Here is a 20655-nt window from a genome sequence, read left to right as displayed (position 1 = left end):
TTATTCTCCTGAGAGTTTTGTAACACCTAAACCTGTATCTATAGGGTATCCTTCTTTAGCCCATCCCTTGAGTCCGCCTTTAAGGTTGACGGCATTTTTATAGCCCAGTTTCCTAAGCGTTTGGGCAGCCAGAGCACCGCGACTACCGCCACGACAGTAAGTGACGATCACTGCATCTTTATTTTTGATCTTGTTGAGAACTTTAAACTCAAGGTTTCCGCGGGTAATAGCAAAATAGTCATCCGCATAGATCTGTCCTTCGGCTCTCTGCTCTGCTTCACGCACATCTAAAACAATGACAGGTTCCTCTTTATCCAGCATCGTTTTGAGTTTTTTAGCTGTAATCTCGCCAGATTCTTTCTTTGCTTCTTCAATCAGCTTATCTGTCTGTGGATGACCTGCAAGCAAAGGAGAAACCCCCAACAGTATAATTAGTGATAGCTGTGTCAGTCTGTTCATAGTATTTCCTCATATTATATTAACTACTTAGGCAATTGTGCAAGTAGTTTATGTATGGTATAATACTTTTACTTAAACTACAAGGATTCAAATGCTGGACATGAACCAAAAGATAAAGATCTTTAAAGCGCTGGGGAACGAAACGAGATTTTTAATTTTTAAAAATATTTTTACCGGAGGGTATACCTGTTCTATAGATAAGAAAGATCCCAAAGTCAAAGTAAGTCCACATGCTACCTGTGTCAGTACCATTGCAGAACATTTTGAATTTTCTTTACCTACTATTTCCAAACACTTGAAAGAATTAAGAGAGGCCAATATCGTTACTATGGAAAAAAAAGGTAATAAAATTTACATAGAACCGAACATAGAGACAGTTCGGGAACTGGGAGGATGCTTCACCACTTTGGTCAATAACTTTGAGGAGAACCGTGAACTGTTTTTTGGTGAAGTTGCTATTAATTGAGAGGAATCAGACCTTCTCGATCATAAAAAACCGAAACGACTGCTCTGTCTCTTTCGGTGTTGTATGGATGACTTCTATACTGTCAACCAATTCTAATCCGTCTATTAACTCCGATTTTAATTTCTTATCATCGTATTGAACAATATCCAGTCCGCTGCATTGCAATGGACCCGTTTCACTAAATGTTCCAATAAGTGCAGTTCCGTGTTCTTCCAATGAATCGTGCAAGACTTCAAAATATTTCTTTCTGTCTTTAGCGTCCAGTAAAAAATGAAAAACGGCTCTGTCATGCCAAAATGTATAACGTTTGGAAGTTTCAAAAGTGGTAATGTCTGAACAGACATACGTCACTTTATCAGCCAATGCACCTAATCTTTCTTTCACAATTTCAAGTGCCTGACCTGAAACATCAAGCAAGGTTATATTGCTGTATCCCTCTTGTAACAACTCATCAACCAGGAAAGATGCACCACAACCAATATCAATAATGGCATCTTCCCTGGAATTTATATGTGATTTAATCTGTGCTATGGAAAATTCCGGTGAATTTTGGTGCCATAAAACCTGGGTGTAGTCTTTGGTTTTAAAAATCTTATTCCAGTGTTTTTCTCTTATTTTTACAGCAGGAACCTTGTCGGCTTTAAATGTAGCCCCTTGTGTCGTTTCAGCAGTAGTATAATGGGTAAGTCCTGTACATACGACATCTTTAAATCCTGCTTTTTCAATGATCTCTATCAGTTCATCCTGACGAAGGGTACCTGCCACACAGTTTGCCCAGTCTTCTTCACCTTCATTACTATTTTCACTGTCACAACAGGCACTTTGCTCCACAGAACAGCAGGTACCTTCTTCTACAGAAATATCTATCATATCGGCAAAATAGATCTTCCCGTCAGGTTTAAGTACCCTGTATATTTCAGCAAAGACAGACTCTTTGCAGGAAGTCAGGTTGATAGCACCGTTGGAGATGACAATATCGATCGATTCATCTTCAATATCCAACGCATCAAAACTGTTCTCTAAGACTTCTACATTGTCAAATCCTGCCTCTTTTGCATGCTCTCTTGCCTTTTCTACCATTTTGGGTGTGATGTCCACACCTGTGACCCGGCCACTTTCACCCACAAGGATTGTAGCAACAAGCAGATCAACACCCGCACCACAGCCAAGGTCTAAAACTCTTGCCCCTTCAGGTATGTCTCCTACAGAAAAAGGGTTGCCTACAGCGGCACAGTACTCCCAGACTTCATCTGGAAGCTTTTCGATCCACTCTTCTTTGTAGCTATGTGCCTTTGCATTCTCCAAACCTTTTTCCCAGCCAAAATCTTTCTTGGGATTTTCAGCCAACTCCGAATAGAGTTCAATGATCTGTCTGTTGTCTGCCATTTTATTCATCCTCCACTTTTACAACAATACCCAAACCGGAATCAAAAGGCAAACCTGCTTTTGCCCAGGCTTTAAGACCGCCTTTGAGCGTATAGACATTGTTGTAACCCAGTTTTTTCAGAGTCTCAGCGGCCAGGAGTCCTCTCCCTCCGGTACGACAGTAAGTCACAATGACCGCATCTTTGTTTTTGATCTTGTTCATGATCATGAATTCAAGGTTACCCCGTGTCATTTGTACCGTATCATCTGCATAGATCTCACCCTCAGAACGTTGTGCCACTTCTCTGACATCAAGCAGTATGAATTCATCTTCATTGTCTATCATCTTTTTCAGCACGATCGGAGACATCTCTTCCACTTTGCTTCTGGCATCAGCCATCATTCCGTCAATTGCCGGACGGCCATAACCTGTACAGGCTTTTTGTTTATAAGGTGTAGGATGAAGTTTCTCATTTTGCATATACTTAAATACCGTCAATGCCTTTTCATCTGTCGGCTTTTTTATTATAGGTCTCTTTATTGCCTGTTTAAACGGCTTGGCATTACAGTCTGATTTTGTTTTGCAGGCTGATCCAGTACTGGCAGGTGTGGCATTGGCTGTTTTCTCTTCATTCTTGTTTGCGGTTTCATTTTTTTTACTTATTTTACTATCACAGACACCTGTCGCACAACTTTCTGCACTCGGTGCTGCGTCAAATACCTTGTTTCCCCATTGAGGGAAGGAGAGCATTATTACAGAAAAGACCGTCACGATCGCCAAAAACTTTTTACTTGAGAAAAATCCAACTTTTGCATCACAGTCACAGTCGATCTCTTTTGCAGGTTTCAGTTTGTCGTACCAGGCATATAGCAGAACTAAAACCGTGAACCAGACCAAATAGTTATGATACGGTGTCAACCAGGAAAAAGAGGATGCCAGAGTACTGGAACCGGCAAGTACTGCCAATACAGGTGTAATACAACATAAAGATGCTGCGATCGTTGCGCCAATAGCGGTTAAAATACTTTTATTTATCATTTATAAGCTCCATAGTAATTTAGCTAATATGCTAAATAGGTTTAAGGATTGTATAGAGTATTGGCTTAATATAAAGTTAATTGTCTAAATTGCTAAATAGATTTATTTTGCTATAATCTTATTAAATTACTTTAAGAGGGCTGTACTATGCTGAATATAGAAGATAAGATCAAAATTTTCAAAGCATTGGGAAATGAAACACGATTTAAAATATTTAAAAATATCTTTACCGGTGGTTATGCCTGCTCCATAGATGACAAGAAACCGGAAGATGACATCATCGCGCAGGCAACCTGTGTCACAAGTATTGCCGACCAGTTTGACTTTGCCTTGCCTACCATTTCACGCCATCTTAAAGAACTTAAAGATGCAAAGATCATCACTATGACGAAAAGTAAGAACAAAATCTACATAGAGCCCAATATAGAAACCATGAAAGAGATAGCTGAATGTTTTAGAAAACTTGTCAAAGAGTATGAAGAAGGGGTAGTATATCAGTTTGATAATACCAAATCATAAAATATAAAAAAACTATATATAAGCCTGGTATCTTTACATACCACGCTGCATTTTCTATAATTTTATGTTTTTCAGCCTGAGCGAATTGCTGATGACTGAAACAGAAGAAAAACTCATGGCTGCTGCCGCAATCACCGGTGAAAGTAAAATTCCAAAGAACGGGTAGAGTACACCTGCTGCTACCGGTACGCCCAGAGAATTATAGATAAAGGCAAAGAAAAGGTTCTGCCGTATATTCTTCATTGTAGAACGGCTGAGTCTGATAGCTCTGACGATACCGGTCAGATCTCCTTTGACAAGTGTCACTCCTGCACTCTCCATTGCCACATCCGTACCTGTTCCCATGGCAATACCCACATGCGCTTGTGCCAGGGCAGGGGCATCATTGACACCATCGCCGGCCATTGCTACATGCCTGCCTTCTTTCTGCAGGGCCTGTACGACCTTCGACTTATCTTCCGGAGAGACTTCTGCCTGTACTCTGTCTATATGCAGCCTGGCAGCGACTGCTTTTGCCGTGGTTTCATTGTCTCCGGTGAGCATGACGATTTCGATACCCTCTTCATGAAGTGCCTCGATCGCTTCAGCCGTACTCTCTTTGATCGGGTCCATGACACCTATGATACCGGTGGCTTTGTTGTCAAGCGCTATGAGCATTACGGTCTGTCCTTCTTCCCGGTACTGCTCCGACAAAGCAGGAAGTTTTTCCGCATCGATGCCGAGACTTTCAAAGAGTTTGTCATTGCCTATAGCAACCTTCAGGCCATCCACTTCACCCGTTACACCTTCTCCGGTGACGGAATTGAAGTTGTCTGTTTTGCCAAGTTTCAAGCCTCTGGCTTCGGTACCCTCAACGATCGCTTCAGCCAAGGGATGTTCACTCGATCTCTCCAGTGTGGCAACGGCCCTTAGTAGTGTTTCTTCATCAATACCTTCAAGTACTTCGACAGTGACCAGTTTGGGTGCACCCTCTGTGAGTGTACCAGTCTTGTCAACCACCAGTGTATCTACCTTTTCAAGTATCTCCAGTGCTTCCGCATTTTTGATGAGCACACCCATAGAAGCACCTTTCCCCGTACCGACCATAATGGAGACCGGCGTTGCCAGACCAAGGGCACAGGGGCAGGCGATGATAAGCACTGCTACCGCAGAGACGACAGCATAGGCCAGACGGGGTTCCGGTCCCCAGAAGTACCATCCGATGAAAGCGAGTATCGCTACGATCACTACGATAGGTACAAAGTAGCTCGAGACGACATCTGCAAGTTTCTGAATAGGTGCACGTGAGCGCTGTGCCTGAGCTACCATGTTCACTATCTGTGAGAGCAGGGTATCGGCTCCGACCTTCTGTGCTTCTATCAGCAGGGAACCGGTCGCATTGACCGTGGCACCTATGACTGCATCTCCCGATTTTTTGGGTACGGCAACAGGCTCTCCCGTGACCATCGATTCATCGATATTGCTTTCCCCCTCAATCACGACACCGTCCACCGGTATTTTGTCACCCGGACGGATACGCAGAATGTCTCCCACTTTGACCGCTTCAAGTGCGATATCCTCTTCGCTGCCGTCCTCTCTGACGATACGTGCTGTATTGGGTGCGAGTCCGAGAAGTGCCTGTATGGCAGTGTTGGTCTGTGAACGGGCACGCAATTCAAGCACCTGCCCCAGAAGTACCAGTGCCACAATGACCGCTGCCGCTTCGAAATAGACATGTACCAGTTCGCCTTCAAACTGCATTTTGGGCGGAAAGACATGGGGGAAAAGAAGTGCGACCATACTGTAGAGCCATGCCGCACCCACACCCAGGGCTATCAAGGTGAACATATTCAGATTCCAGGTTTTGACCGACTGATATCCCCTGACAAAGAAAGGCCATCCGCCCCAAAGTACCACAGGTGTTGCCAGTGCAAACTCGATCCACTGCACCATGCGCATAGAGAGCCAGGAGGGTATCAGGTCAGGAGCAAGGTCAGCCACCATTGCCAGGATGAACACAGGGAGTGCCAGCGTTGTACTCACCTTGAACCGGCGTGTCATATCGATCAGCTCTTCATTCTCCGCTTCCTCAGCTTGTACTATTACAGGTTCAAGTGCCATACCGCAAATAGGGCAGTTCCCCGGACCCTCCTGCCGGATCTCGGGGTGCATAGGACAGGTATAGACGGCATGAGGATCATTCTCTTTGTTTTCCATAGTGCCATGATCATGCCGTTGATGTTCATGAGGATGCTCTTCTGTAAAAAGAGGTCGGCAGGTGGCACATTCGGCTTCTTCCTCTGTATGTATATAGCTCTGAGGGTCAGCATCGAATTTATGCTGACAGCTCTCGGAACAGAAATAGTAGGTTGTTCCTTCATAGTTTATATGGAATTTGGAATCGCTAGTGACTTCCATTCCGCAAACGGGATCTTTTATATTTGTTTTCATGATGGATCCTTTCAGGTTCATTCTTATAACGATTATAGTGCGATAATGTGCATGGACTGTGTATGGTGAAAGAGATGTTATGAGCATTTAGGGTTATTGGAGGTGCCCATATGGTAATGGATTGGGAAAAACGGCAGTCCGATACTATCGGACTGCCTAACAAGGAGGGTATTTAGTGGGTGGCGTAATATAAAATGGCCACGGAAGATTCTAAAAACCGTGACTATTGTTTAGTTTTATTATTTACCGGTATTGCATTTACCCATAGCTTTCATATTTTTCATATTGCCTTCTGAACTGCCTGGTTCTGTAGCCAATTTGTTTGCATGCTCAAGCTCAAGTTCCGCTTTGGTCGGCTTTATTGCCGGCTTTGTTGACTTGGTTTTCATTTTACCGCTCTGTTCGGCATTACATTTTCCGGCAGCTTTCATTTTAGACATATCGCCTGTAAAACTGTCAGGTCCTGTGGCTGTTTTGTTCGCATGTTCCAACTCTACCGCTGCTTTATTTTCTGCCTGAGCAAAACCAAATCCTAATCCGAGTGCAAGAATGCTTGCTACAACTACTTTTTTCATGTCGTATCCTTTAAGTGTTTTAGGGCGACTCTGACAATAGACGGTATCCACAACATCTCCAGCTTTTGTTCAGACAAGGCACTCTTTTGAAGGCCTGGCTGAAGCCAAGTCAAAAAAGAGTAACGCAGTATGGGCGAAAGCTGGTGATGCCCGAAGGGTGGGATTTACAAATGCGATCTTGCACAAGATATTCACTTCGTCTTGACTACGGCCAGGACTTGAGAATCTCTTGCACAATTTCACATCTGTTAAACCCATTGTGGGTATCGTCTATTGTTAGAGACGCCCTCCAGAGGTTTCACTCTCTGTACATCCGCATTATAAGAGAACAGTGTGTATGCAGTGTGCATATTGTCTGCACATTTCATGCACACAAGATAATTATGATTTCCCTATCATAATATAAGGATAAAACAAGATGATGAAAAGAAGAAAGTTTATTACGATCAGTTCGGCAGCAGCAGTATGGGTACTTACAGGATGCGGCGGTGGAGGTAACAGCGGCGGTATGGGTAACGATAACCCTGGCAACGGTACACCTGTAGGGGGGACACTCCCGATTCCCGAACTTCTAGAAGGTAAGGATGTTAACGGTGTGCTGCACTATGACTTGGATATTGTCAATGCACAGCATAGTTTCTTTGAAGGTATACAGACGGCAACATATGCCATCAGTGGTACCTACCTGGGACCAACCCTTCTTCTGAAGAACGGTATGGATGTTTCCATCAACTACACCAATAAACTCGATGTTGAAACGACTATGCACGGACACGGTATGCATGTGCCCGGAAAAATGGACGGTACAGCACATCAACCCATTGCAGTTGGTGCCAGATGGTCTGCCAGCTACCGTGTACAACAGAATGCCTGCACCAACTGGTATCATCCTCACTATCTTCATAAAACTGCACCACATGTCTATCAGGGACTTGCCGGAATGATCATTATTGAAGATAGTGAAAGTCAGGCACTGGATATTCCAAAGCGTTATGGTATCGACGATATTCCTTTGGTACTACAAGATAGATTCTTTTCAGCTGACAAAACACAACTTGACTACTCTCCGTCCAATATGCAGCTCAGCAACGGATATATAGGCGATACATTCATCACTAACGGTGCCATAGAACCTACCTTTGATGCCGAAGCCAAAGAGATCAGGTTCCGCCTGCTTAACGGTTCGAATTCAACGGTCTATGAGCTTGGTTTCAGTAATGGGAAAAATTTCAGACAGATCGCTTCGGATAATGCATTTCTGGAAAAACCTGTGAATATGAACCGCATCATACTCTCTCCAGGGGAGCGAGCGGAGATCGTTGTGGACTTTACAGATGATACAGGTGCATCCTTGAGACTTGAGGAATACAGGTACAGCAAAACATTCCTCAAGATCAATATCAACAAAAATGCTACGGCAGTTACCTCTTTACCTGCACAGTTGACAACGCTTGATCCGGTTGCTACGCCGACTAACAGCAGGCAGTTCAGGCTCGGTATGGCAGGGATGGGTGTCTTTACCATCAATGACAAAACGATGGATATGAACCGTATCGATGCGGCACTTTCCCAGGGAGATGTCGAAGAGTGGGAGGTCATCAACGACATGGGCGTCGACCACAATTTCCACATACACGGTACCCACTTCAGGGTTGTTTCACGTAACGGAAGTACTGCACAGGTACTTGAGAACGAAAAAGGCTATAAAGACGTAGTCTATCTCCCGGCAAATGAAACACTCAAGTTCATCGTAGAGATCCCGGCGGACGGAGTGACTGCAGACAGCAACAATCCCTATATGTTCCACTGCCATTTCCTCGAACATGAAGACAACGGGATGATGGGGCAGTTCACTGTTAGTTAATAGATTTGAAAGGTGTGCACAATCTGTACACACTTTTCCTATATACTTTGTTATACAAATTCAAAACAAAAGGATACACCTATGAAGAAAACACTGATCGTAACGGCAGGGCTGCTCTTTTCCACTCTGACGCTTAGCGCAGGCAATAACGGCAATGCCGTTTATGAAGCGAACTGTAAAGCCTGCCATATGCTCAAGCCGATGATGAATAAGCAGAAGATGATGCAGATGAGCAGAGCGGACCGTATGTCGATGAAAGAGAAGATGATGAAGAACATGAAAGCACCGCCAATGGCCAAGGTTTCTGCAAAACTGAAATATGATTTTAAGGGTGACAAGGCACAGATTGTTGCTTTCGTTAAAGACTACATCGTCAATCCAAGCGTTGACAAAGCACATTGTATGCCTATGGCACTGAAACGGTTCGGTGTAATGCCTCCCATCGGCAAATCACTCTCTGCAGAAGACCTCGATACGATTGCGAACTGGGTCGTGGACAACTTCAATGAAAAGTGGGACGAAAATGCGATGAATATGATGTGCAATACCGGTAAAGGCATGATGAAATGCGGTGGTGGTATGGCTTCCCCTGCCCCAAAATCTGGGGGTGGTATGAAATGTGCTCCGGGTAAATGCGGTGGGAAATAGTCTCTTTATCTGAACTTAACAAGTGGTGCAATATTGTGCACCACATTCTTTTTCACAAGATGATCTCCCCCCCCCCTTGGTAACAAAAAAGCTTTATTAAGATAGAAACTATAAAGGGTACAACCGTTCATAAAATAATATAAAGTATAAAGATTATTTTTATATATTAGTAATATACTAAAAAGATGATACTAGGTTTATACGGTATATGAAAATATTTTAAAGGAGAAGGGATGCGGGTCTTTTATCTGGAAGATGATGAAAAGCTTTCGCAGATCGTAAAAGAGTTCTTGCAAGATAAAGTGATCATTGATGCTGTCAATACCTTCGATGAAGCACAGGGACACTTGTTAAGTTATCACTACGATATTGCTTTGCTTGACCGTAATATTCACGGACAGGATATTGGTATGAACCTTATAGATATGATCAAAAAGCAGAGTCAGGAGACGGGCATTATAATTATGAGTGCCTACAGTACCATCAATGACAAGATAGATGGCCTGGAACTGGGTGCAGACGATTATATGGAAAAACCGTTTGACATGAAAGAACTTTATGCTCGCATACAGGCACTTCATCGCAGAAATGTACCCAAAAACATTGAAGTAGGCCCGATGATATTCGACACAACGAACAAACGGATATTTCATAATGAAGAAGAGATATTCCTAACACATAAAGAGAACGATCTCCTTTTCTATCTTTTGATTAATAAAAACAAAGTGATCTCGCATGAACAGCTTTTGCATTCACTCTATGTGCACCCTGAGGAGATAGCATCAAATACCATCAATGTTAGGATCAATGCCATTCGTAAGAAACTTCCGGTTGACCTGATAAAAAACATTAAAACCAGAGGCTACATCATTGAAGCTCAATAACCTTTCACTCCAGACCAGACTGAGCTTTTTCATACTTTCTACATTATTGCTTGCAATGGGCATTATGCTTTATATATCATTGTTTTTTTATAAAAATCATTTTAAAGAAGAGATCTACGAGGATTTTGATTCCATCTCCAAAACAATTATTGTCAACAAACTGTACACGTTCAATAGCCAGGATCAAATAAAAGAAAAGCTTTTGGAAAATGCAAAATGGTGTTTGCCATCTTATAAGCATGTTCTGGAAAATACCAATATTCAAATAGGTAAACAGTCTAAGGATTTTCCCGATGATATCATTTCATACAGTAGTATTTACATTATAGTCTAACTCTGGTTTTGGCTCAAATTTTGGGTAGCAGGTCACTGCATCAGAGGGTGACACATTTACTACAATCATTATATATTTAACACATAGTGCAGCGCTTAATCTACATATAGTTAAGTAAATCTATTGATTTAGTAAAATTTAACTATTTTTTAATTTTCCTGTAATTTTTTTTTAATTTTTATCCTATAAACTTACTTTAACCTGTAAAAGAGTTCCAAGCTTTCTTGCAGAGTTCTACACATAAAGGGATAAAATGAACAGACGTGATTTTTTAAGGAAAGGGGCTGGAGGTTCAATCGCTTTTGCTCTATCTGGATTGATTATGGCTCCGGTCAACGTACAGGCTGCAACAGCAACAAGAACATACGATATAAGCGCTAACAGTCAAGATACAACCATGATCGATGGGAGTACGGTATTTACATGGTCATTGGATGATCCTGCATCTCCCGGTCCGGGACATGTCGGTTCTGGAATGGTAGTGACTGAAGGTGATACCATTGAAGTAAATCTTACAAACAATCTTGACAGAGACATCAATTTTGTTGTACAGGGTGTCTTAGGCTCAACTCCTACGGTTGCACCGGGCGAAACAAAAACCTATACCTTTACTGCACCTGCTGCCGGTACCTATATGTATACCGATGATGCGAATGGGTACATCGCCAAGGCGATGGGACTTTTTGGTGCACTAGTTGTAAATCCTGCAGATGGTTCTGCAGCACTTTATGAAAACGGTCCGACCTATGACCAGCAATATGTCATGGTCATGAGCGATATGGACGGCCGCCTGAACGATGCCATTAAAAACGGTGCGACGAGCTATGACATTAATAATTATGAACCAAACTACTATTTTGCCAACGGTCTTATCTACCCTGATACGAAAAAGTATGATGATACACTTATTACGATGAATGTAGGAGAGGATGTCGCAATTCGCTTCATCAATGCAGGGGTGATCGAATACCCTATGCACTTCCATGGGTACCATGTCAATGCCATCAAGAACAATCGCCAGCTCGTCAGTGGCTTCATCAGCCGTGATACTGTGCTTGTCAGACCAGATACGACAGCTGAGGTTATTCTTCCTGTAGAACAGTCAGGTGCTTATCCATTGCATACGCATTATGTACCAGGAGTAACGGTCAACGGTGTCTATACAAACCCTTACGGTGGTGGTCTTATCATCATGGTAGCGTCTTAAGAAGAAGGAGAAAATTATGGCAAGAACATTTAACTACGAAACAAATGGAACAACTCTTAGAGCAAGAATGAATGGAAATATCACTCTTGATAATGGTGGTTCAGTAAAAACATGGTATTTTGGGAATGGTTTTTCCGGAGACAGGGATTGGGCAGGACCGATTATCGAGGCAACAGAGGGTGACGTGGTCAAGATCACGCTTCGTTCAGGTATGCCGCATACAATTCATCTTCATGGTCTTGATGTAGATCAGGCAAATGATGGCGTGCCTGCAACTTCGGGATATATCGCTGGCAGTAAAAGCAATGGAGAGTTTGGTCGTGTTGACGGATATACATGGTTGGGTAGATCTTATACCTATACTTTTGTAGCACCGCATGCAGGAACGTATCAGTATCACTGCCACGTAGATACGGTACTTCATTACGATATGGGTATGCACGGTACGATTATCATCCGTCCAAAAAGTGGGAATATTGAAGAGGCATGGGATGGCGGACCGACTTTCTCAAAAGAGTACGTCTGGCAGATGGGAACGTTCGATACAACATGGAGAAGTACGAATGTAAGTGGTTCAAAAACCGTTCGTTACCGTCCTGACTGTTTCATGATCAATGGTGTTAACGGCGTAGATGCCAATACGGATTCTACTGTTGCTATCACTGCAAATGCAGGGGAGAAGGTACTTATCCGAACAAACCAAACATCCTACCAGGGAGCCAAGATCGAGTTTGGCGGATTGCCTTTTGAAGTGATCGCAGCAGATGGACGTCCCGCAGCCGAAGCTCAGACTGTGACATCACTCTATATGACACCGGGTGAACGTTATGACATTCTGCTCACTATGCCAAGTGCCGGTACCTATGATGCGAGTATCAGTTACTATGACAGTCGCGGAGTTAATGTTATAGGAAAGGTAACAACCACTGTCACTTCATTGTAATGATGACAATAGATAACATGAATTAAAGAACCCATTTAATTTTACATAACCGTGTCCTGAACTTCTGTAACATGCAAAGTTCAGGACAAGTATATACTTCTACGCATTTTTCAAACTTCATACACAATATATAGCCGCATATGCACACAACATGCACACTATCCGGATATACTTTTTCTAAGATAACATAAAGGATAATAGATGATCTATAAAGTACAAACATCAACCCCCATAACACAGGTTAAAGAAGAGATCGGGGAAAAGGCCAAAGCCGTCGGTTTCGGTGTACTGCAGACATATGAATTCAAAGAAATCCTGAAAGAGAAAGGGTATCCGATAGAAAGAAATATCACTGTTTTTGAACTCTGTAACCCCCCCGGGTGCACAGCAGGCTTTGACACAGCTTCCGGAGATCGCAGCCTATCTGCCATGCCGGATCGTAATTTATGAAGAGAATTATGTAACCAAGCTTTCGACCATCGGACTTGAAGAGATGCTCGCTGCAGTCGAGGTAAATGAAGAATTCAGATCTTACATGACGTTGTTGTTCATGAACCTCAAGCAGGTCATGCACTCTTGGGATAACTAAATTAATAATAAAGGAGACGTTATGTACGGATTTGGACACGGATGGGGAATGGGCTTTGGATGGCTCGTTCCTTTACTGATCATCGGTATTTTATTTTATCTGTTTCAGGATAAAACTAAAAATAAAAGCAGAAGCGAAGCGCAGGATATACTTGACAAAAGGTATGCCAGCGGAGGCATCAGCAAAGAAGAGTATGAAGAGAAATCAAAACTTTTAAGAGAAAATGCATAAAAGGGGATAGTCGTGCAGAGAAGAACATTTATAAAGGGAGTAGCTGCAAGCTCACTTATCGGTATATCAGCGGCAGATCTGCAGGCGGAATCGCCCAAAAGATCGTCAGACAAGAGGCGTACACTGACTGGCAAAGAGTTTTTTCTCGATATTGACTATACATCTGTCAATATCACAGGAAAGAGATCGGTTGCAACGACTATCAACGGACAGATCCCCGGTCCGACTTTGGTATGGCAGGAAGGCGACACTGTTACGATCCATGTAACGAACCATTTGAAAAAATCCTCCTCCATACACTGGCACGGGATCATTCTGCCCTATCAGATGGATGGCGTACCGGGTATCAGCTATAAAGGTATTGCGCCGGGAGAAACTTTTACCTACAGGTTCAAGGTACATCAGCACGGTACTTACTGGTACCACAGCCATTCGGGTTATCAGGAGCAGACGGGGATGTACGGCGCCATCGTCATCAAGCCGAGGAAGAGAGAACCCTTCCGTTATGACAAAGACTACGTGGTCCTTCTTTCGGACTGGAGCGATGAAAAACCGACAAGCATCTACAGAAAGCTCAAACTTTCAAGCGACTACTACAACTTCAACCAGCGAACCGTAGGCGACTTCTTCTCGGAAGTGAAGAAAAAGGGTTTTGGCAAGGCGTTCGATGACCGAAAGATGTGGAACACGATGCGTATGAGCGACAGAGACCTTTCCGATGTCACAGGGTATACCTATACATACCTGATGAACGGACAGAATCCTGCCACGCAGTTCAAAGCGTTGTTCAAAAAAGGTGAGAAGATCCGTCTGCGTTTCATCAACGGTGCGGCAATGAGCTTCTTCGATGTACGCATTCCCGGATTGAAGATGACCGTGGTCTCAGCGGACGGAAACCATATAAAACCTGTCAAAGTGGATGAATTCCGCATAGGGGTGGCCGAGACTTATGATGTTATTGTTGAACCGACCTCGAACAGAGCTTATGCCATCTTTGCCCAGAGTATCGAACGAAGCGGTCATGCCCTTGGGTCATTGACACCTTCTGTCACACTGTTGGCGAAAGCACCGAAAATGGACAAGCCCCAGGCCCTTACGATGACGGATATGGGAATGGATATGTCCAAAATGGGTAAACACAAAGGTATGAAAATGCCAATGAAGAAGTACAGATGGTCAGCGATGGAGGCACAAAAGTATCCTATTACCAAACTGCCTATGGCAAAAGGGGTACAAAGCACCATGATGGCAATGGATCCAAAATACAGACTGGAAGACCCGGGAGTGGGGTTGCGTAATAACGGTAGAAGGGTACTGACCTATGCAGACCTGAAGAACCGCTATTCCACACGCCGACACAAAAAACCTGACAGAGAGATCGTTCTGCATCTTACGGGTAATATGGAACGCTATATGTGGTCCATCAACGGGATAAAGTATTCGGATGCTAAGCCGCTGCAGTTCCATTACGGGGAACGTCTGCGCATCACGTTCATCAATGATACGATGATGAACCATCCCATGCACCTGCATGGGATGTGGAGTGACCTTGAAACCGGTGACGACAACCATCTGGTACGCAAGCATACCATCGTCGTGCAGCCCGGAGCGAAGATCAGCTACCGTGTGACCGTCGATGCTAAAGGTGGCTGGGCCTACCATTGCCATCTTCTCTACCATATGGCGGGGATGTTCAGAAAAGTAGTGGTATCGTAAGGAGATAAAAATGAAACATATTAAAAATAACTGGAAAAAGATATTTCTGCTATTAAGCGGTGCTATGGTCCTCGGGCAGACGCTTCATGCTGCAGGTGCGGATGACCCTATTCGTACCATGTTCATCATGGACAAGTTCGAAATACTGAACAATGACGATAACAGCAGGGAGTGGGAAGGCAGCTTCTACGTCGGGTATGACCTGGATAAACTCTACATCTATTCCCAGGGAGCAGCGACTTCCGATGGTTTGGAATCAAGCCAGAATGACTTGGTCTATTCCAGGGCTATTGCACCGTTCTGGGATATTCAGGCGGGTATTGCCTATGACAAGACCGGTGATGCCTCCAAAACATGGGGAGAGATCGCCATTGCAGGTCTGGCGCCGTATTTTTTCGAAACACGTGCAGCACTGCTGATCAACAGTGACGGCAATGTGGGCCTGCGTCTCGATGCGGAATATGAAGCGTTGATCACCCAGAAGCTTATACTGACCCCTTCCGTGGAAGCAGATTTTTATACCAAGGACGATCCGGAAATGCTGATAGGCTCCGGACTCTCCTCTTTGGAAGCGGGCCTTCGTCTGCGTTATGAGATCGTCCGTGAATTCGCACCTTATGTGGGGGTGACATGGGAAAAGACATTCGGTAATACACGTGATTTCAATCCCGTAGATGAAACATCACTGCTCGTAGGTGTACGCTTCTGGTTTTAGAAGTTGTAATTGGCAACAGGGCCGTTGACCCCCCCCTCATGACCCTATCACTGTGTTTTTTATCGGCTCTATCGGTATCTGGCCTTTTATTGGCTGCTTTGGCGTATAGACAAGCGATGAACGGCTTTTTTACATACCTGCCGCTGTCAAACACTATGACGCAGGCATTGAATTTTTTGGATTTATGCTAAAATAAAATTAGTCAAAATATTACACGTTTGGCTGTAAAATGGAGTAAGATTTTTAGCACACATTATGTTTTAAAAATATATTGGAAACGATAGAAATGGCTTTCGAAGGAAAGTTATAGATTTCCTCAGTATAACTTAAAAAAGGATTGTTAATGATTTATAAAGTACAAACAACACAAGATATAGATATTGTAAAAGAGCAGATTGCAGAGAAAGCAAGAGCCGTTGGCTTTGATGTATTGCAGTCATATGAATTTAAAAAGATACTGCATGATAAAGGCTATCCCATAGAAAAGGATATTACGGTCTTTGAGTTGTGCAATCCTTCTGCTGCACAACAGGCCCTGACGCATATGCCAGAAGTCTCTGTCTCTTTTCCCTGCCGTATCTCAGTCTATAAAGCGAGAGGTGTGACAAAAATAGTAACGATAGGACTTGCATCGATATTGAGTGGGGTAAACGGAAATGATGAATTCAGGTCCTATATGACCATAATTTTTGAGAACCTTAAACATGTTATGCACTCCTGGGATGACTAAACAATACAGAATAGAGAAATCAAAACATTTAAGAGAAAATATATGATATCGGCTTGATGCAGGAAGAAGGATTTGGGAGTATCGTGTGACTTTAACCCCAGTTAACGAAACGTTACCGCCAGGTGGTATACGTTTCCAGTTTTAATTTTAGACTTTAAAAATTGTAATTGGCTACAAGGCGGAACTGCTGGTAATCTTTGAGCAGATCTCCGTTCTCATCGACTTCGGCATCGAAACCGACAGAAGCATAGGCAGCAGTCAGTGTAAGTTTTTCATTCCAGCTGTATTCAAGTACGATGTCAGTTTCTCTTGATTCATAGAGTGAAGTATTTTCGGCTTCGAAATGTCCGTAGGCAATACCGGTGATAAGTCCGTCGACTCCTACAGCTGCGAAGTGGTATCCGGCACCGATCATCCAGGCCTCTCCTTTTATACCCATGGCATCGAGTGTCTGGTCCTCCATGGAGGTAAAGAAGGGTCCGCCGCCAAGGCTGAGCCCTGTGGCACCTGTCTCACCGTTGTCACGGTTGTACGCGGCAAGCAGATGTATGCCTCTTTCTTCATCGGCGAATTCAATACTTACTCCGTAAGTATTGGCATCCTGCTTGCCAAGAAGTGCCTCTCCTGTGTCACGGCTTCCGTCATACTGAAGACCGAATGTCAGGCTTCTCTCTTTGGAGAAGGCATAAGTGTATCCCGCTTCGGCATATACGACATTGGCGACATTGTCATAGTTGTAGTACCAAAGACTCAGAGTCAGATCCTCTATGCCCTCATAGATGGCTGAAGCATAGGCTATCCCGTTCATGTCGTTACCGGTTCCGAGTGTCTCGTATATTTTGACAAACCTGGATGCATCTACACCGTTCTCCCAGCCGGCCATTTTGTTGATATACCCTGCGGAAAGTGTGAGGTTATCAATATCTGTATTGGTAAGGGTATAGGCTTCAAAGTAGTTGGGGATCATCCTGATGTCGTCACTGTCGGCATGGGGAGTGTCGAGTAACTGTCTTCCCAGTTTGATCTCAGTATTTCCCCATTTTCCGTCAAGGTAGGCCTCGGAGAGCAGTATGAAACTATTTCCTTCAGCATTGAAAAAATCCGGATTGACATTGTTTGTATTCTGATTGATGCCAAGATTGAGCACCGTATAGGCAGAAAGGCCTACACTCAGTCCATTCCAGTTTCTTGAATCAAAGTGGTAGTGTCCGCCGAGCGCATAGGCACTGTTACGACTGCCTCCATCCTCTTTGAATGTGATATACCCGGTACGCAGTTGTCCACTGGTATGCTCTATGGGGTTGTTGGCTCCCATGATACCCCTGACCGTTTTGATTTCTACAGATTGATGGAGAATATCAGCACTCTCCTGCGAAGATAGGGTTTGATTATTTTCACCATATATATCAATACTCATTATCACTAAAAAAAGTATGCCTGATCCTATTTTATTCATTCCTGTATTCCCCTTATTGATCTGTTTTTAGTTTATATTTTTTTGACTTCTATCTTTTCGGCTTCTTCTTTACGAAGGGCGATCAAGGTGCTGCCAACCTCTATCTCCATGGTCTGTTTGGCGAGGGAACATCCTTTGACAGTGAGTTCCTCCCCACGCATAACACCAAATGAGTTCAATCGGTCTTTCAGTGCTTTGTCAGCATCTATTCTTATGATCTCGGCTCTGTCGCCTTTTGTCAATTCTGTAAGTTTCATTTCATCCTCCTGTGATCAATAGTGTTACTCTGTAAGCAATAAAGCTCAATATCCACGCACTGGCCGTGGTCATGAAGAAAAGGTAGGCCAGATACTTCCATCCGCCTGCCTCTTTGGCAAAAACAGCCGATGCCGCAAAACAGGGTAGGTAGACCATGACAAAGACAATGAAGGCAATGGCGGAAGCAAAAGGTATCTGTGCGCGTATCTGGGCGATGAGGCTGTTACTCTCCTGATCGACCTGGTCGCCCAGTGAATAGAGGACCCCAAGGGTGGAGACGACCACTTCCTTGGCTGCCAGTCCTGCTTCCAGCGCCACGGACATACGCCAGTCCATACCAATCGGTTCAAAGAACGCTTCACTTGCATGGCCTATCTTTCCAAGGTAGCTTTGCTCAAGAAGTTTTGACTGAAGCTCGTTGTTCAGTTCGGCTTTTTTGGCACTGCTCTGTACCTGCTCTATCTTTGTCTGGTACTGTGCTTCCAAAGTAGGATCTTTGGGGTAGTTGCTTGCAAACCAGACAAGCACTGAAGCTGCAAGAATGAATGTACCTGCTTTGTTGAGGTAGCTCTTTGCCTGACCATAGACTGTATGCCAGATGAGTTTTAAAGAGGGCATACGGTATTTTGGCATTTCCATAACAAACGGTTCATCATCTCCCTTGAAAACGAATGTCTTCAGTGCTTTTGCCATGAAGAGTCCGAGCATCGCTCCGGAAATATAGATGATGAAAAGGATGTTCCCTGCATGCTCCTGTCCGAAGAAAGCACCGGCAAAGAGTACATAGATGGGCAGTCGCGCGCCACAGCTCATAAAGCCGATGATAAAGAGGGTGATGAGCCTGTCTTTTTCATTTTTCAGGATTCTTGCTGCCATGTAGGCAGGTACGGAACATCCGAACCCGGTCACAAGGGGAATGAAACTTTTTCCGTGAAGTCCGAATTTGTGGAAAAAACCGTCAAGCAAAAAAGCGACACGGCTCATATACCCTGTAGTTTCCAGCAGCGCTATACCTACAAAGAGGATGATGATGTTCGGAAGAAACATGATGACCGCACCCACACCGCCTATGATCCCATCTGCAACGAGTGAAGCCATCTCACCGTTTCCGAGCAGCGTTCTTGCCTGGTCGGCAAGCCAGACAAATCCGGCATCGATCCAGTCCATCGGTACGGCACCCAGTTCAAATGTGAGTTGAAACAAGGCCCACATGAAGAAGAGAAAGAGCGGGATACCGAGGATCTTGTTGATAAGCAGATTGTCAATCTTTTGTGTAAGGTTCTTTGCTTTCATGGATTTGACTGATATAACTTCCATTTTTGCCCCTTTGGCAAAAGCGAAGTGTTCATCGGCAAAGATCTCTTCAATGTTTTTGGTTCCCGTGTGAAGGTAGATGTGCTGCAGCGCTTCTCTGATGATGGGCAGCAGTTCTATCCAGATAGGTTCGTCATGCATCTTTTTGTAGACATCTTCATCTTCCTGAAGCAGTTTGACTGCAAGATGACGGTAGGGAAGGTCACTTTTGTAGTTCTTCTCTTTCAGGAAGTCAACGATATGGGCGATCTCCTCTTCGATAGGGTCAGAGTATATCACTTTTGAAGTAGTTTCTTTCTTCTCATAAACCTCTACGATAGCTTTTTTAAGTTCTTCGATACCTTCACCGGTATTGGCAGAAGTCTTGATACATGGGACACCCAGAATGATAGAGAGCTGCTTTTCATCTATCTCGATGCCTTCTTTTTGGGCTTCATCGCTCATGTTGAGCGCTACAACAACCTTTTTACCTGTTTCAAGCAACTGGGTGGTAAAAAGGAGGTTTCTTTGCAGATTGGTGGAGTCCACCACATTGACGATGATGTCATATTCATCGCTCTGAAGGAAACTTTTGGTCACTTTCTCTTCAATAGTATATTCGGTCAGCGAATAGGCACCTGGAAGGTCGATAATGTGTACCTCGTAATCTTCGCATGACTGTTCGTGGCACATCTTGAAGACCACTTCCGTCTTGTCTACCGTGACCCCTGAAAAGTTACCGACTTTGAGTTTGGCATTGGAGATCGCATTAATAAGAGAGGACTTTCCTACATTGGGCTGCCCCGCAAGTGCAACGACTATTTGCTTCATGGATTATGATTCCTTATGTTTATTTAAAAGTAAAATTGAAAACTGTTATCATTTAGTTTTGCTAGGAGTAATTTACTCTTTTTATTCTTAAGTAAAGTTAAAA

At 43.8% G+C, this 20655-nt stretch carries 20 protein-coding genes; 12 read left to right on the top strand and 8 right to left on the bottom strand.

All coding sequences use genetic code 11. The features are described from left to right. Positions 1 to 459, bottom strand: coding sequence for a rhodanese-like domain-containing protein (locus YH65_RS07730; protein WP_046551368.1), 459 nt, complete (start codon positions 457 to 459; stop codon positions 1 to 3). 91 nt (positions 460 to 550) lie between these two features. On the opposite strand from YH65_RS07730, the gene YH65_RS07725 reads away from it, so the two are divergent. Further along, on the top strand, positions 551 to 925 hold the full coding sequence (locus tag YH65_RS07725) for an ArsR/SmtB family transcription factor (RefSeq protein WP_046551367.1): 375 nt from the start codon (positions 551 to 553) through the stop codon (positions 923 to 925). Positions 926 to 931: 6 nt separating this feature from the next. On the opposite strand, the gene YH65_RS07720 is transcribed toward YH65_RS07725, so the two are convergent. Together YH65_RS07720 and YH65_RS07715 are read right to left on the bottom strand one after the other, a co-directional pair. Beyond that, on the bottom strand, positions 932 to 2311 hold the full coding sequence (locus YH65_RS07720; RefSeq protein WP_046551366.1) for a class I SAM-dependent methyltransferase: 1380 nt from the start codon (positions 2309 to 2311) through the stop codon (positions 932 to 934). 1 nt (position 2312) lies between these two features. Next, the gene (locus tag YH65_RS07715; RefSeq protein WP_046551365.1) at positions 2313 to 3329 is read right to left on the bottom strand and encodes a rhodanese-like domain-containing protein; all 1017 of its coding nucleotides are present in this window, start codon (positions 3327 to 3329) and stop codon (positions 2313 to 2315) included. A gap of 147 nt (positions 3330 to 3476) precedes the next feature. Here YH65_RS07715 and YH65_RS07710 point away from each other — a divergent pair, with 147 nt between their 5' ends. Further along, positions 3477 to 3848, top strand: a complete 372-nt coding sequence (locus tag YH65_RS07710; RefSeq protein ID WP_046551364.1) for an ArsR/SmtB family transcription factor — start codon at positions 3477 to 3479, stop codon at positions 3846 to 3848. Positions 3849 to 3902: 54 nt separating this feature from the next. Here YH65_RS07710 and YH65_RS07705 read toward each other — a convergent pair whose 3' ends face one another. Together YH65_RS07705 and YH65_RS07700 are read right to left on the bottom strand one after the other, a co-directional pair. Then, positions 3903 to 6278, bottom strand: a complete 2376-nt coding sequence (locus tag YH65_RS07705) for a heavy metal translocating P-type ATPase (RefSeq protein WP_046551363.1) — start codon at positions 6276 to 6278, stop codon at positions 3903 to 3905. A 239-nt stretch (positions 6279 to 6517) separates the two neighbouring features. After that, positions 6518 to 6853 (bottom strand): hypothetical protein, encoded by a 336-nt coding sequence (locus YH65_RS07700; protein WP_046551362.1) that lies wholly within the window; start codon positions 6851 to 6853, stop codon positions 6518 to 6520. A 418-nt stretch (positions 6854 to 7271) separates the two neighbouring features. On the opposite strand from YH65_RS07700, the gene YH65_RS07695 reads away from it, so the two are divergent. From YH65_RS07695 to YH65_RS07645, 10 genes are all read left to right on the top strand, one after another. Beyond that, positions 7272 to 8717 (top strand): multicopper oxidase family protein, encoded by a 1446-nt coding sequence (locus tag YH65_RS07695; RefSeq protein ID WP_052746142.1) that lies wholly within the window; start codon positions 7272 to 7274, stop codon positions 8715 to 8717. An 81-nt stretch (positions 8718 to 8798) separates the two neighbouring features. Continuing rightward, positions 8799 to 9365, top strand: coding sequence for a c-type cytochrome (locus YH65_RS07690; protein ID WP_052746141.1), 567 nt, complete (start codon positions 8799 to 8801; stop codon positions 9363 to 9365). Between the two features lie 233 nt (positions 9366 to 9598). Further along, positions 9599 to 10249: a response regulator transcription factor gene (locus tag YH65_RS07685; RefSeq protein WP_046551361.1), complete on the top strand. Its 651-nt coding sequence runs from the start codon at positions 9599 to 9601 to the stop codon at positions 10247 to 10249. 587 nt (positions 10250 to 10836) lie between these two features. Next, complete coding sequence (locus tag YH65_RS07675) at positions 10837 to 11790, top strand: multicopper oxidase domain-containing protein (protein WP_046551359.1); 954 nt, start codon at positions 10837 to 10839, stop codon at positions 11788 to 11790. Between the two features lie 16 nt (positions 11791 to 11806). Beyond that, positions 11807 to 12733 (top strand): multicopper oxidase family protein, encoded by a 927-nt coding sequence (locus YH65_RS07670; protein ID WP_046551358.1) that lies wholly within the window; start codon positions 11807 to 11809, stop codon positions 12731 to 12733. Positions 12734 to 13091: 358 nt separating this feature from the next. After that, entirely contained in the window at positions 13092 to 13322 is a 231-nt protein-coding gene (locus YH65_RS11595; RefSeq protein WP_223156728.1) for a DUF302 domain-containing protein, read from the top strand. Positions 13323 to 13343: 21 nt separating this feature from the next. Then, a complete protein-coding gene (locus YH65_RS07660; protein WP_046551357.1) occupies positions 13344 to 13553 on the top strand; it encodes an SHOCT domain-containing protein in 210 nt (69 codons plus the stop codon). 12 nt (positions 13554 to 13565) lie between these two features. Continuing rightward, positions 13566 to 15269, top strand: coding sequence for a copper resistance system multicopper oxidase (locus tag YH65_RS07655; protein WP_046551356.1), 1704 nt, complete (start codon positions 13566 to 13568; stop codon positions 15267 to 15269). Between the two features lie 10 nt (positions 15270 to 15279). Further along, positions 15280 to 15984 carry a copper resistance protein B gene (locus YH65_RS07650; RefSeq protein ID WP_052746140.1) on the top strand — a complete coding sequence of 235 codons (705 nt, stop codon included), beginning with the start codon at positions 15280 to 15282 and terminating at the stop codon, positions 15982 to 15984. A gap of 343 nt (positions 15985 to 16327) precedes the next feature. Further along, positions 16328 to 16714: a DUF302 domain-containing protein gene (locus tag YH65_RS07645; RefSeq protein ID WP_046551355.1), complete on the top strand. Its 387-nt coding sequence runs from the start codon at positions 16328 to 16330 to the stop codon at positions 16712 to 16714. Between the two features lie 154 nt (positions 16715 to 16868). On the opposite strand, the gene YH65_RS07640 is transcribed toward YH65_RS07645, so the two are convergent. The 3 genes from YH65_RS07640 to feoB all read right to left on the bottom strand — a co-directional run bounded on the left by YH65_RS07640 (position 16869) and on the right by feoB (position 20552). Next, entirely contained in the window at positions 16869 to 18131 is a 1263-nt protein-coding gene (locus tag YH65_RS07640) for an OprD family outer membrane porin (RefSeq protein WP_046551354.1), read from the bottom strand. A gap of 71 nt (positions 18132 to 18202) precedes the next feature. Next, positions 18203 to 18427, bottom strand: a complete 225-nt coding sequence (locus YH65_RS07635; RefSeq protein WP_046551353.1) for a FeoA family protein — start codon at positions 18425 to 18427, stop codon at positions 18203 to 18205. Between the two features lies 1 nt (position 18428). Next, the gene (gene feoB / locus YH65_RS07630; RefSeq protein WP_046551352.1) at positions 18429 to 20552 is read right to left on the bottom strand and encodes a ferrous iron transport protein B; all 2124 of its coding nucleotides are present in this window, start codon (positions 20550 to 20552) and stop codon (positions 18429 to 18431) included. Positions 20553 to 20655: the final 103 nt, after the last annotated feature.

This window comes from Sulfurovum lithotrophicum (assembly GCF_000987835.1).
Taxonomy (GTDB): Bacteria; Campylobacterota; Campylobacteria; order Campylobacterales; family Sulfurovaceae; genus Sulfurovum; species Sulfurovum lithotrophicum.
Note: the sequence above shows the minus strand (reverse complement) of the source record. Positions and strands in the feature narration are given on the sequence as shown.

Bases quoted from the DNA above. Each gene is read 5' to 3' on its own strand.
- YH65_RS07705 (WP_046551363.1), bottom strand. From the start codon at position 6,278: ATGAAAACAAATATAAAAGATCCCGTTTGCGGAATGGAAGTCACTAGC.
- YH65_RS07660 (WP_046551357.1), top strand. From the start codon at position 13,344: ATGTACGGATTTGGACACGGATGGGGAATGGGCTTTGGATGGCTCGTT.
- YH65_RS07645 (WP_046551355.1), top strand. From the start codon at position 16,328: ATGATTTATAAAGTACAAACAACACAAGATATAGATATTGTAAAAGAG.
- YH65_RS07730 (WP_046551368.1), bottom strand. From the start codon at position 459: ATGAACAGACTGACACAGCTATCACTAATTATACTGTTGGGGGTTTCT.
- YH65_RS07650 (WP_052746140.1), top strand. From the start codon at position 15,280: ATGAAACATATTAAAAATAACTGGAAAAAGATATTTCTGCTATTAAGC.
- YH65_RS07685 (WP_046551361.1), top strand. From the start codon at position 9,599: ATGCGGGTCTTTTATCTGGAAGATGATGAAAAGCTTTCGCAGATCGTA.
- feoB (WP_046551352.1), bottom strand. From the start codon at position 20,552: ATGAAGCAAATAGTCGTTGCACTTGCGGGGCAGCCCAATGTAGGAAAG.
- YH65_RS07675 (WP_046551359.1), top strand. From the start codon at position 10,837: ATGAACAGACGTGATTTTTTAAGGAAAGGGGCTGGAGGTTCAATCGCT.
- YH65_RS07725 (WP_046551367.1), top strand. From the start codon at position 551: ATGCTGGACATGAACCAAAAGATAAAGATCTTTAAAGCGCTGGGGAAC.
- YH65_RS07690 (WP_052746141.1), top strand. From the start codon at position 8,799: ATGAAGAAAACACTGATCGTAACGGCAGGGCTGCTCTTTTCCACTCTG.
- YH65_RS07640 (WP_046551354.1), bottom strand. From the start codon at position 18,131: ATGAGTATTGATATATATGGTGAAAATAATCAAACCCTATCTTCGCAG.
- YH65_RS07715 (WP_046551365.1), bottom strand. From the start codon at position 3,329: ATGATAAATAAAAGTATTTTAACCGCTATTGGCGCAACGATCGCAGCA.
- YH65_RS07720 (WP_046551366.1), bottom strand. From the start codon at position 2,311: ATGGCAGACAACAGACAGATCATTGAACTCTATTCGGAGTTGGCTGAA.
- YH65_RS07695 (WP_052746142.1), top strand. From the start codon at position 7,272: ATGATGAAAAGAAGAAAGTTTATTACGATCAGTTCGGCAGCAGCAGTA.
- YH65_RS07670 (WP_046551358.1), top strand. From the start codon at position 11,807: ATGGCAAGAACATTTAACTACGAAACAAATGGAACAACTCTTAGAGCA.
- YH65_RS07635 (WP_046551353.1), bottom strand. From the start codon at position 18,427: ATGAAACTTACAGAATTGACAAAAGGCGACAGAGCCGAGATCATAAGA.
- YH65_RS07710 (WP_046551364.1), top strand. From the start codon at position 3,477: ATGCTGAATATAGAAGATAAGATCAAAATTTTCAAAGCATTGGGAAAT.
- YH65_RS07700 (WP_046551362.1), bottom strand. From the start codon at position 6,853: ATGAAAAAAGTAGTTGTAGCAAGCATTCTTGCACTCGGATTAGGATTT.